Source organism: Bacillus sp. FSL M8-0063, from assembly GCF_038005545.1.
In the GTDB taxonomy this organism is placed as follows: Bacteria; Bacillota; Bacilli; order Bacillales; family Bacillaceae_G; genus Bacillus_A; species Bacillus_A wiedmannii.
The window spans coordinates 1,099,457-1,111,078 of sequence record NZ_JBBOTJ010000001.1; the positions used below are offsets into that span (position 1 = coordinate 1,099,457).

An 11,622-nucleotide genomic window follows, 5' to 3' on the forward strand; every position below is an offset into this window, starting at 1 on the left:
TCTATTTTCTATTTCATATAATAAAAATTATATTCATTGGTTACGTAGGGAGGGTATGAGATGAGGCTGGAACGATTAAATTACAATAAGATAAAAATTTTCTTAACATTTGATGATTTATCTGAACGAGGGTTAACAAAAGAAGATTTGTGGAGAAATGCACCGAAAGTACAGCAATTATTTCGTGATATGATGCAAGAAGCAAATAAGGAACTAGGGTTTGAAGCGGATGGCCCGATTGCAGTTGAAGTATTTTCTCTACAAGCGCAAGGAATGGTCGTAATTGTAACGAAAGAACATCAAGATGTGGATACAGATGATGAGTTCCGTGACGAGTTTATTGAAATGCAAGTGACTCTAGATGAAAGCGAGCATATACTTTATGAGTTTGCTACACTAGATGACGTAATTAACCTGTCGAATCGTTTATATAACCTTGATGTAACTGGCGGAAAACTATATACGTGGGATGGGCGTTTCTATCTTTGGATGGAAGAAGAGGAGCAAGTTCAATTACTGAAGGCAGATTTTATAGCTATTTTAGCGGAATATGGTAATCCGTCTACAGCAACTATTTATCGTCTAATGGAGTATGGTAAAGAATTAATGGCTTCTCAAGCAATTGAACAAATACACAATTACTTTGTGAAAAAACAAAACCTTAGCTAATATAACAAAGCTAAGGTTTTGTTTTTTATTTGGAGAAACCTAAAATGTTGGTCTGAAAATGTCAAAACGATTAATGGTATAGCGGGAATCATAAATATTTGGGTGCTCTTTACTATACTTAAAAATATCTTCTTAAGTTGTTATATATAAGTAAAATAAAAAATATTTAAATATTTAAGTATTTTACTTTTCTAAAAGCGATAAAAGGACTATAATGATAGTGAAAACGCTTGCAACAGGAAATAGTTTGTATATATTTGTTAGCGTTTTCTATTGCATTCCAAATTTAACGGTGTATACTAGGCAATGAAGGTTTACTAAACAAGTGAAATTACAGGGGGTTTACTTACTATGGTAGCCGAAAAGGGAACTCAAACAAAAACACAACAACAAAGGGAACAACATTTTGAACTATTGAATTCGACACAAATTGTTATTAGTGAAGCATTAGAAAAATTGGGTTATCCAAACGAAGTATATGAATTATTAAAAGAACCAATTCGTATGATGACAGTGAAAATACCAGTTCGTATGGATGACGGGACTGTTAAAATATTTACAGGATATCGTGCACAACATAATGATGCTGTTGGTCCAACGAAAGGTGGAATTCGCTTCCATCCGAATGTAACAGAAAATGAAGTGAAAGCACTTTCAATTTGGATGAGTTTAAAATGTGGTATTGTTGATTTACCATACGGTGGAGGTAAAGGTGGAATTATCTGTGACCCACGTGAAATGTCATTCCGTGAGTTAGAAAGATTAAGCCGCGGTTATGTACGAGCAATTAGCCAAATCGTAGGACCGACGAAAGATATTCCAGCTCCAGATGTATTCACAAACTCTCAAATCATGGCATGGATGATGGATGAATATAGCCGTATTGATGAATTTAATTCACCAGGATTTATTACAGGTAAGCCACTTGTATTAGGTGGATCACATGGACGTGAAACAGCAACGGCGAAAGGTGTAACAATTTGTATTCGCGAAGCTGCAAAAAAACGCGACATTGATATTAAAGGTGCACGCGTTGTTGTTCAAGGATTCGGTAATGCTGGTAGCTTCTTAGCTAAATTTATGCATGATGCAGGCGCGAAAGTTATTGCAATCTCGGATGCTTACGGTGCATTGCATGATCCAAACGGATTAGATATTGATTATTTATTAGACCGTCGTGATAGCTTCGGTACAGTAACAAAACTATTTAATAATACAATTTCAAACAAAGAATTGTTAGAACTGGATTGCGACATTTTAGTTCCAGCTGCAATTGAGAACCAAATTACAGAAGAAAATGCTAATAATATTAAAGCGAAAATCGTTGTTGAAGCTGCAAATGGTCCAACAACATTAGAAGCAACTAAAATTTTAACAGATCGCGGAATTTTACTTGTTCCAGACGTATTAGCAAGTGCTGGCGGTGTGACAGTATCTTACTTTGAGTGGGTACAAAATAACCAAGGTTACTACTGGACTGAAGAAGAAGTAGAACAACGTTTAGAAAAAGTAATGGTAAGATCATTTGATTCTATTTATGAAACAGCACAAGTTCGTAAAGTGAACATGCGCTTAGCTGCGTATATGGTCGGTGTTCGTAAAATGGCTGAAGCAAGTCGCTTCAGAGGTTGGGTATAATATTATATCGTGAGAAAACGTGATTCCTTTCGAGGGAATCACGTTTTTTTGTTGAAGTATTAGTGTGAGGTGTTGTATATGGAAAATGAAATGATGGAACGAGTAGAACAATTAGAAGAAAAGGTTAAGAGGTTAGAGGGAGAACTCTCAAGAACGATGAAAGGCCGAAAAACAAGTAACGTTCGGATGTTCGGAGAAGGACTACTGTTTTTAATATTTGGTGCAGTTGTAGTAGGGCCGATTATCGCTTTTGTAATCTCGATTCTTACTTGGATTGTTGAAAAATAAAATAAAAACAAAAAAGAACGCTTGTTCTGCACGAACAAACGTGCTATACTTTCCTTAGATAAACAAAACGGAAATGATTTTAAGGAGAGATAAATGATGAAAATGACAGTAGACCAAAGATTTATGATGCCAGCAGATGTTGTAGAACGAGTGGAAGTATTAAGAAACAAACAAAGTAAGCGCGGCACATTATTACAATCTGTAAATAAATTTTTCGGTTTAGATACGAAAGAAGATTGTGTTTGGTTTTACGGTTTTTATGGAGTTGCTGTAAGTATTTTATTATTTATGGTGTTCACATCAAATATTTTCGATTTTCTCTTCGCGTAAGAAATATGCGATAAGGACATTGCTACCGAATACATATATAAAGAAGTAAGGTAATCTTCTGAAGTGGGAGTTGGTAGTAATGGCGATGTTTCCTATAGAGCGTAACTATATTGGGTATGGAAGTTCACGACCGGGAATTCCTCTTTCTAAAGTAAGGTTTATTGTAAGTCATGATACGGGGAACCCTGGTAGCAATGCGATAGGGAATCGGGATTATTTTAATGAAATACAACCGAAAGCTTCGGCACATACATTTATAGATGATAAAACAATATTGGAAATTGTTCCTATAAATGAAGTTGCCTATCACGTTCGATATGGTGTGCCGACAGATAATGACTTATATGGTTATGATGCCAATAAGGCTGCCATTGGAGTGGAACTTTGTTATGGCGGTGATGTTAACTTTTGGGAAGCATATACCCGTTTTACGTGGTATCATGCGTATTTATGTCAAAACTTCGGCTTGAATCCGAAGAAAGATATCGTATCACATAAAACACTTGACCCAGCTAGAAAGATTGATCCTGAAAATGTATTAGGGAAACAAGGTATTAAATTTCAGCAGTTTTTAGCAGATGTCTATCGGATGTACGTTTCGTTTAGATGACAAATATATGAAAAATGAATACAATAAAGATAGGTGCCTACTGCTGTAAGTAGGTTTTTTCTTGTTTTTATAAATAGCGTATTGGTAGAAGACTAGGAGTGAGCTGAGTATGCAGAAAGAAACAGCTATCATAATTGGAGGCGGTCCGTGCGGATTAGCAGCAGCAATTTCGTTGCAAAAGGTAGGGATAAATCCGTTAGTAATTGAAAAAGGAAACATTGTAAATGCGATTTATAATTATCCAACTCATCAAACATTTTTCTCTTCTAGTGAAAAATTAGAAATTGGTGATGTAGCTTTTATTACAGAAAATCGTAAGCCAGTTCGAAATCAAGCGCTTGCGTATTATCGTGAAGTAGTAAAGCGTAAATCTGTACGTGTAAATGCTTTTGAGCGAGTGGAGAAAGTACAAAAAGATGGAGAAGTTTTTCATGTTGAGACAACAAAGCGTGACGGAAGTAAAGAAATATATATAGCGAAATATGTTGTTGTAGCAACTGGATATTATGACAATCCAAATTATATGAATGTTCCTGGCGAGGAACTGAAGAAAGTAGCTCACTATTTTAAAGAGGGACATCCTTATTTTGATCGAGATGTAGTAGTTATAGGTGGGAAAAACTCGAGTATAGATGCCGCGTTAGAACTTGTTAAAACCGGTGCGCGTGTAACGGTTTTATATCGCGGAAGTGAGTATTCACCAAGCATTAAGCCGTGGATTTTGCCGGAGTTTGAGGCGTTAGTACGAAGCGGCACAATTCAAATGCATTTCAGGGCTCACGTGAAAGAAATTACTGAACATACAGTAACGTTTACAGTCGATGATGAGGCATATACAATCCAAAATGATTTTGTATTTGCGATGACTGGTTACCATCCTGATCATAGTTTCTTAACGAAGATGGGTGTTCGGATTGATGAAGAAACAGGACGTCCGATTTATGCAGAGGATACAATGGAAACGAACGCTGAAAATATTTTCATTGCAGGTGTAATTGCTGCTGGAAATAATGCAAATGAAATATTTATTGAGAACGGTCGATTTCATGGGGATGCGATTGCGCAAACCATTGCGTCAAGGGAAATATAAAAAGAAGCTGTCGAAATAAACTTCGACAGCTTCTTTTTAATTGTGCATAAACATATTTTGGATTGTTTCATGAGAATTTGTATTCTCTAATGCAACTAATAATTTAATACGTGCTTTTTGAGCATTTAAACCGTATGTGAATACAATACCCATATCTTTTAATTGTTTGCCGCCACCTTCATATGAATATACATCTTGCACGATGCCATTGAAACAGCGAGAAACTAATACGACAGGAATTCCTTTGTCGATTAATCGTTCTAGACTAGGAAGTGTTCTTGGAGGTAAATTACCTTGTCCAAGTGCTTCAATAACAATCCCATCTACTGGAAGGTTTTCAATTGCTCCTAACAATGTATCGTCCATACCAGCGTATGCTTTTAGAACAACTACGTTTTTAGAAACCTTATTTACTGAATATGTTTCATGGTGTACTAAAGCGTGATGGAATACAACGCCGCGCTTTGTTACCATACCAATTGGTCCATACTGTGGACTCTGGAATGTTGCCACGTTACTTGTATGTGTTTTCGTTACATTTGTAGCGCAATGGATTTCGTCGTTTAATACGACTAAAACACCTTTTTCAGCAGCTTCACTACAGCTAGCTACTTTTACAGCCGATAAGAAGTTATATAGACCATCAGCACCTAATTCATTACTAGAACGCATTGCACCTGTTACAACGATTGGAATAGTTGCTTGCACTGTTAAATCTAAGAAATAGGCTGTTTCTTCTAATGTATCCGTACCATGCGTAATGACTACGCCATGAATGTTGTCTTGTTTTACTCTTTCATCAATGATGACTTGTAATTGTAACATTTCGCTCGGTGTCATATGAGGAGATGGTAGATGGAACACGTCTTCAACGATTAAATCAACATCGCCTTCTAAATCAGGAATAAATTTTAAAAGAGGATTTTTTTCACCTGGTTGTACGACCCCAGTTTCTTTATCTTCCTCCATTGCAATTGTTCCACCTGTGTGTAAAACTAGGATTCTTTTCAATGCTTATACCCCTTTCAAGTTGAAAAATACATTTAGAACATAACATGTTTTGAGTAAATTCGACAATGGAAATGTATAAAAGTATGCCTCGAAAATGACAATAAAGTTAGCTGCTATATATACGATGTATAAAATCACGAAACGAAATGTGTAAATGTAGGATAGGAGGGAGCAATTACATTGAAAAAGATGGAGAAAATTTTTATTCGTATATTAGTAATACAATTCATTTGTCTTTCTGTTGTGCAATTGTTATTTATACATAAGTCATCAGTGAAATATTTATCTAAAATTGTTTATTATGAAGGTGTCATGGTAAAAAACAAAGCAGAAATCTTACAGGTGAATAGGTAGTTTTCATTTTCTTCTATGGAGGATTATGCTACAATAATTGAGGATTTAATGACGTGAAGCAAATGAGAAGAAGCAGGAGAATACCTGCTTTTCGTTTTGTTTTATAAGTGAAAAAATGAGGTGTTACAATGGATAAACGAATTTCAATTGCTATAGATGGTCCAGCAGCTGCTGGAAAAAGTACGGTTGCAAAAGTTGTGGCAAAGAAACTTTCTTACGTTTATATTGATACAGGCGCAATGTACCGCACGATTACATATGCAGCCCTTGAACAAAAAGTGGACATTGAAAATGAAGAGAAGTTAATGGAAGTTGTAAAGAATGTAAATATTGAGTTTCAGCAAGGAGAAAATACACAACTTGTATTTTTAAATGGACAAGATGTTTCTGAAGTAATTCGTACACCTGAGGTGACGAATCGAGTATCTATTGTGGCGAAACATCGCCTTGTTCGTGAAGAAATGGTACGTCGTCAACAAGAGTTAGCGGAAAAAGGCGGCGTTGTAATGGATGGCCGTGATATTGGTACACATGTGTTACCAGATGCTGAAGTGAAGATCTTTATGCTTGCTTCTGTTGAAGAAAGAGCAGAAAGAAGACATTTAGAAAATATAAATAAAGGTTTCGATTCTAATTTAGAGCAGTTAAAAAAAGAAATTGCTCAGCGTGATAAATTAGATTCAGAACGCGAAGTTTCTCCTCTAAAGAAAGCTGATGATGCATTGGAATTAGATACAACTTCTTTATCAATTGAAGAAGTTGTCCAAAAAATTATGAGTATTGTTTCAGGAGTGTTTGCGAAATAAAGAAAGGGGATAACCTCTTTCTTTTTTGTTTATATAGCAATGTAAAGGATGCGTGAATTGTGAGTCTATTTCCTTGACAAATGATCGGATTTGTAAGAAGTTAGTAAAAGAAGGATAAAACTTTCAGAATATATTCGCTATTATATTTCAAAACATACTTTCTTCAAGATGATTTTGCTGTATACTATTTATATAGGTTTAATATATTTTCTAGTGAAATGTATGAAAACTGAGTATGTGATGATAAATTCTTAAACATGCAAATGAAAACATATGTTTTCATTTCGTATATACATAAAAATGCTTTGTCAATTCTGTAGGGAGGTATTTCCATGGTAGAGAAAATGAATGAAGAAGTTATGGATTCAAAAGAATTACAAGTTGGTGACGTTGTTACAGGTTCTGTAACGAAAGTTGAAGAGAAACAAGTGCTTGTAAATGTTGGATACAAAACAGATGGCGTAATTCCAATTAGTGAATTAGCTAACGTTCATATTGAAAAAGCAAGCGATGTTGTAGAATTAGATCAAATACTAGAATTGAAAATTATTAAATTAGAAGAAGATGATCTTGTCTTATCTAAACGTGCTGTTGATGCAGAAAAAGCATGGGTAGAATTACAAGAGAAATTTACTTCTGGTCATGTGTTTGATGTTACTGTAAAAGATATCGTGAATGGTGGATTAGTTGTGGACCTTGGTGTTCGTGGTTTTATCCCAGCTTCACTTGTAGAAGTACATTATGTAGAAGATTTTACTGACTATAAAGGCAAAACATTAGCCGTGAAAATTGTTGAATTAGACCGCGAAAAAAATCGTGTAATCCTTTCGCATAAAGCAGTAGTAGAATTAGAACTAGATTCTAAGAAAAAAGAAGCGATTTCTTCATTAAAAGAAGGAGACGTTGTTGAAGGAACAGTGCAACGATTAACGGATTTTGGTGCTTTCGTTAACGTTGGTGGTGTGGACGGTTTAGTTCATATTTCACAAATTTCACACGAACGTGTAGAGCAACCTTCTGAAGTATTAGAGCAAGGTCAAAAGGTAAAGGTAAAGGTATTATCTGTTGATGCTGATACACAACGTATTTCTTTATCAATTAAAGCAGCTCAGCCAGGACCTTGGGAGAATGTTGCTGGCGAAATAAAAGCTGGAGATATTCGTGAGGGAGTAGTAAAACGTCTTGTTACATTCGGTGCATTCGTTGAAATTTTACCTGGCGTTGAAGGTCTTGTGCATGTATCTCAAATTGCAAATCGTCACGTGAAAAATCCAAATGAAGTATTGGAAATGGGACAAGAAGTAAAAGTGAAAGTGCTTGAAGTCCATGTTGCAGAGAAACGTATTTCTTTAAGTATAAAAGAAACGCTTGAGGAAAATAATGTAATTGAGGATTACAGTCAGTATGAACCAAATGCTGATTCTGCTACTTTCCAATTAAGTGATATTATTGGTGAACAACTGAAAAAATTAAAGAAATAAAGAGGGGTACAAGTGGTAAGGGCAAAACGTAAATTAGATCATATTGAATACGCTCTTTCTACTGGTCAGTCTCGTACGCATGGCTTTCATGATATTGATTTTGTGCATCAAGGATTGCCAAATTCAAGTTATGACTCAATAACATGTGAAACAAAAATCGGCGAACTTTCACTAAGTTCGCCGATTTTTATCAATGCGATGACTGGTGGTGGGGGAGAGAGAACGTTACATATTAATGAGCAATTAGCATATGTAGCGAAACATCATAATCTTGCTATGGCTGTAGGGTCGCAAATGGCGGCGTTAAAAGATGAAAGTGAGGCTGCTTCTTATAAGATTATCAGAAAGGTAAACCCGAATGGTGTTTTCTTTGCTAATTTAGGTAGTGAGGCAACTATCGAACAAGCAGAGCGTGCCGTTAATATGATTGAAGCGAATGCATTGCAAATTCATTTAAACGTCATACAAGAGTTAACGATGCCAGAAGGAGACCGTGACTTTACTGGTGTACTTCAGCGCATTGAGAAAATTGTATTAAATAGTAAAGTTCCTGTCATTGTGAAAGAAGTTGGATTTGGGATGAGTAAGGAAACCGTACAACAGTTAGCGAGCATAGGTGTAACGGCAATTGATATTGGTGGACAAGGTGGTACAAATTTTGCTGCTGTTGAAAATGAAAGAAGACAGCGAATGCTTTCTTATTTTAATAACTGGGGCATACAAACAGCAACCTCGATTATTGAAGCAACCTCTACAAATAATAACCTCTCTTTTATTGCATCTGGGGGTATACAAACAGCGCTTGATGTAGCGAAAGCAATCGCATTAGGGGCGAATACAACTGCGTTTGCTGGATATTTTTTACGTATTTTAATGCAAGATGGTATCGAGAAGTTAGTGGATGAAATTGATCTTTTACATACAGATTTGAAATTTATTATGACAGCTCTTGGTGCAAAGACGATAGAAGAGTTACAGGCTGTACCTCTTGTTGTAAAGGGCGAAACGTATCATTGGTTAACGCAGCGTGGTATTGATACGACGCATTATAGTAGAAGATAAAAAATCAACCGTTTGGTTGATTTTTTTGTTTTTTGTTCGTTTTAGTAATATAAGGTGAGGAATGGAATTAATATTCTATCAAAATAAAATTATTCCTATATAAACACTATCTTGTGCAAGTTGCGACTGAAAAAGAGGCTGGAAAATGTAGATAGTTTGCTACTGAATTATTGGGGAGGGTTTAATTTCGCAAAGGAAAAAATAGGTGGAGATAAAAATAAACCATAGAAAAATTCGGATGTTAAATGTTATTTTGATATAAGTAAAAATCATTAAAATAATTATGTAAAAGACGGTTTCGTACAATATCGAAACCGTCTTTTTGTGTTCATTAGTGCTGATTTTGTTTTCGGGCTTGCTCTGGTGTATCCAGTCCAGTTGCACCCGGATATTGTAGTGATTGGTCACGATCAGATTCAACGCGTCGTGATTCTCTTAGTTTTCGTTCTTGACGATCTTTACCCATAATGAATAGCACCTCCTTATTAAAAGTGTTGCTGTTATATGAAAAAACTATGCGCGAAGAAAGTGGATTAACTTTCATAAAAAGTTCCCATAATGGAAAACATAGGAGGTGAAATGATGGAAGGGAGTACTTTTTATTTTTTAGCTTGGATAGGGTGGATCGTTGTAACTTTTTTTATGAAAAAAGACTCTATGCGCTGGAAGATAAGCGTTTGTATATTGATTTTTATTATTTGCTCTCCGTTACATGTAACGATTGCTTCATTCACGGTATCAGTAAATGCACTTTTGCTTTGTATTGTTGCTTTTATAGGAATCGCACTATATTCTATTTGGAAAAAATTATATAGCTTACTTTCGGCACTTATTATTGCAATGTTATATACAAGTTTTCATTTGTTAGAAGTATATGATCCGATTTGGATTGTGGTGGACAGGTTGTTTTTGTTAAGTGGTGCTCTTGTGTATGCATCGGTTTTATTGCATGAGGATCGCATATTGAGATTATGTTCTCTTTATATAGGAATGTTACAGGGGGAATTGTTAGTGACACTTATTTTTCGAAAACTACATTTCCCTTATGATTACGGAAGTTTAGCGTTTTTTGATATCGTCGCCGTTGCTACATTTTTCATGGCAATTTTGTTTTGGATTGCAAAAGCATCAGTATACATGGAACAGTTCAAGAGGAAAGCACGTAAAAGAAAGGCGAGGGTAATACATGATTGAATATACACCGGCCATTTTATGCGGAGTAATAGCGGGGACAATAACGAGAGTGCTAATGCTCCGGACAGATACGCGTCAATATCCGACGAGGCTCCACGGAAAAATTATTCACGTTGCGATGGGGTTAATTGCAGCGGCTTTAGGAGCGATTGCGATTCCGTCAATTTTGAAAAAAGATTTTTCTGCTATTACATTTCTTACATTAGCAGCAACACAGTTTCGTGATGTGCGTAATATGGAAAGAAATACCCTTCAACAATTAGATGGATATGAGCTCGTACCGCGTGGAAATACATATATTGAAGGGATTGCGTTAGTTTTTGAAAGTCGAAACTATTTGGCGATGTTAACGTCGTTTGCAACAACGTTTGCGTATATAGGATTCCATTCGTGGATTGCTGGAGTAATTATGGCTATAATCGCATTTATTATCGCGAAAAAATTAATGTCTGGCAGAAGGTTACATGATCTTGTTGATATCGAGCATGTTCCACTTCGTTTTGAAGGAGCGGGGCTGTATATTGATAACATTTACATTATGAATATTGGATTGCCAGCAAGGCAAGAGGAAATTATGAAATATGGAATGGGCTTTATTTTAAGGCCGAAAACAATTGATGCGATGGTGACAATCTCAAACTTAGGACAACGACAAGCTATTTTACATGATGTTTCTGTTGCTTTAGGGATTTATAGAGATTCTGGTACGCCAGCGCTTGTGCCGTTGGCAAAGCGTGATTTAGAAGATGGTAGGGTTGGGATTTTTGTCTTGCCACAAGATCAAGATGCAGAGAAAGCGATAGGTGTCATAGGGAATGTGCCGACGTTAGAAAGTGCTGTTCATATGTCATCGGAAGCCCCGAAAGGAAGGGGAGATAAAAGATGATGTTAGAAAGTGTGATTCTCGCGGTTATTACAACAACGCCGGAGAAATTTGCTGGTGGTGCCCCTTTGTTTACTTGTGAATCGACAGATGAGTTAGAATTTGTTGCAAATAATTTAGAGGCAATTTTAGATGGTATTGCGCATCGCTTACAAGAGAATGTATATATTATTGTGAAACATTAGTAACGTGTGGTATAATGTGAG

General features: G+C 35.9%; 15 protein-coding genes. 13 read left to right on the top strand and 2 right to left on the bottom strand.

Going from position 1 to position 11,622, the window contains the following annotated elements; genetic code table 11:
* Positions 1 to 60: 60 nt before the first annotated feature.
* The 6 genes from MKX31_RS05680 to MKX31_RS05705 all read left to right on the top strand — a co-directional run bounded on the left by MKX31_RS05680 (position 61) and on the right by MKX31_RS05705 (position 4,625).
* Complete coding sequence (locus MKX31_RS05680; protein ID WP_001235391.1) at positions 61 to 669, top strand: genetic competence negative regulator; 609 nt, start codon at positions 61 to 63, stop codon at positions 667 to 669.
* 351 nt (positions 670 to 1,020) lie between these two features.
* Entirely contained in the window at positions 1,021 to 2,307 is a 1,287-nt protein-coding gene (gene gudB, locus MKX31_RS05685; protein ID WP_000225171.1) for an NAD-specific glutamate dehydrogenase, read from the top strand.
* Between the two features lie 78 nt (positions 2,308 to 2,385).
* Positions 2,386 to 2,595 carry a hypothetical protein gene (locus tag MKX31_RS05690; RefSeq protein ID WP_064476622.1) on the top strand — a complete coding sequence of 70 codons (210 nt, stop codon included), beginning with the start codon at positions 2,386 to 2,388 and terminating at the stop codon, positions 2,593 to 2,595.
* Between the two features lie 93 nt (positions 2,596 to 2,688).
* Positions 2,689 to 2,925, top strand: coding sequence for a DUF3961 domain-containing protein (locus MKX31_RS05695; RefSeq protein WP_001983018.1), 237 nt, complete (start codon positions 2,689 to 2,691; stop codon positions 2,923 to 2,925).
* A 79-nt stretch (positions 2,926 to 3,004) separates the two neighbouring features.
* A complete protein-coding gene (locus MKX31_RS05700; protein ID WP_001240648.1) occupies positions 3,005 to 3,535 on the top strand; it encodes a peptidoglycan recognition protein family protein in 531 nt (176 codons plus the stop codon).
* 109 nt (positions 3,536 to 3,644) lie between these two features.
* Positions 3,645 to 4,625 (top strand): YpdA family putative bacillithiol disulfide reductase, encoded by a 981-nt coding sequence (locus MKX31_RS05705; RefSeq protein WP_001168483.1) that lies wholly within the window; start codon positions 3,645 to 3,647, stop codon positions 4,623 to 4,625.
* A gap of 36 nt (positions 4,626 to 4,661) precedes the next feature.
* Here MKX31_RS05705 and ansA read toward each other — a convergent pair whose 3' ends face one another.
* A complete protein-coding gene (gene ansA, locus MKX31_RS05710) occupies positions 4,662 to 5,636 on the bottom strand; it encodes an asparaginase (protein ID WP_081257388.1) in 975 nt (324 codons plus the stop codon).
* A gap of 180 nt (positions 5,637 to 5,816) precedes the next feature.
* On the opposite strand from ansA, the gene MKX31_RS05715 reads away from it, so the two are divergent.
* From MKX31_RS05715 to MKX31_RS05730, 4 genes are all read left to right on the top strand, one after another.
* Positions 5,817 to 5,990, top strand: coding sequence for a YpfB family protein (locus MKX31_RS05715; RefSeq protein ID WP_000738047.1), 174 nt, complete (start codon positions 5,817 to 5,819; stop codon positions 5,988 to 5,990).
* A gap of 128 nt (positions 5,991 to 6,118) precedes the next feature.
* Positions 6,119 to 6,796 (top strand): (d)CMP kinase, encoded by a 678-nt coding sequence (cmk, locus tag MKX31_RS05720; protein WP_000361262.1) that lies wholly within the window; start codon positions 6,119 to 6,121, stop codon positions 6,794 to 6,796.
* Positions 6,797 to 7,128: 332 nt separating this feature from the next.
* Positions 7,129 to 8,277 (top strand): 30S ribosomal protein S1, encoded by a 1,149-nt coding sequence (gene rpsA / locus MKX31_RS05725; protein WP_000229549.1) that lies wholly within the window; start codon positions 7,129 to 7,131, stop codon positions 8,275 to 8,277.
* Between the two features lie 12 nt (positions 8,278 to 8,289).
* Positions 8,290 to 9,339 (top strand): type 2 isopentenyl-diphosphate Delta-isomerase, encoded by a 1,050-nt coding sequence (locus tag MKX31_RS05730; protein ID WP_088048403.1) that lies wholly within the window; start codon positions 8,290 to 8,292, stop codon positions 9,337 to 9,339.
* A 331-nt stretch (positions 9,340 to 9,670) separates the two neighbouring features.
* Here the strand turns inward: MKX31_RS05730 and MKX31_RS05735 are convergent, their stop codons facing one another.
* Positions 9,671 to 9,805, bottom strand: coding sequence for a YpzI family protein (locus tag MKX31_RS05735; RefSeq protein WP_000513900.1), 135 nt, complete (start codon positions 9,803 to 9,805; stop codon positions 9,671 to 9,673).
* Between the two features lie 116 nt (positions 9,806 to 9,921).
* On the opposite strand from MKX31_RS05735, the gene MKX31_RS05740 reads away from it, so the two are divergent.
* Genes MKX31_RS05740 through MKX31_RS05750 form a run of 3 tightly spaced genes read left to right on the top strand, consistent with a single transcriptional unit; the run spans position 9,922 to position 11,601 of the window.
* Positions 9,922 to 10,533 (top strand): YphA family membrane protein, encoded by a 612-nt coding sequence (locus MKX31_RS05740; protein WP_000399216.1) that lies wholly within the window; start codon positions 9,922 to 9,924, stop codon positions 10,531 to 10,533.
* Positions 10,526 to 11,419, top strand: a complete 894-nt coding sequence (locus MKX31_RS05745) for a YIEGIA family protein (RefSeq protein WP_064476620.1) — start codon at positions 10,526 to 10,528, stop codon at positions 11,417 to 11,419. The genes MKX31_RS05740 and MKX31_RS05745 overlap by 8 nt, the downstream gene beginning before the upstream one ends.
* Positions 11,416 to 11,601, top strand: a complete 186-nt coding sequence (locus MKX31_RS05750) for a capping complex subunit for YIEGIA (RefSeq protein WP_000979052.1) — start codon at positions 11,416 to 11,418, stop codon at positions 11,599 to 11,601. The genes MKX31_RS05745 and MKX31_RS05750 overlap by 4 nt, the downstream gene beginning before the upstream one ends.
* Positions 11,602 to 11,622: the final 21 nt, after the last annotated feature.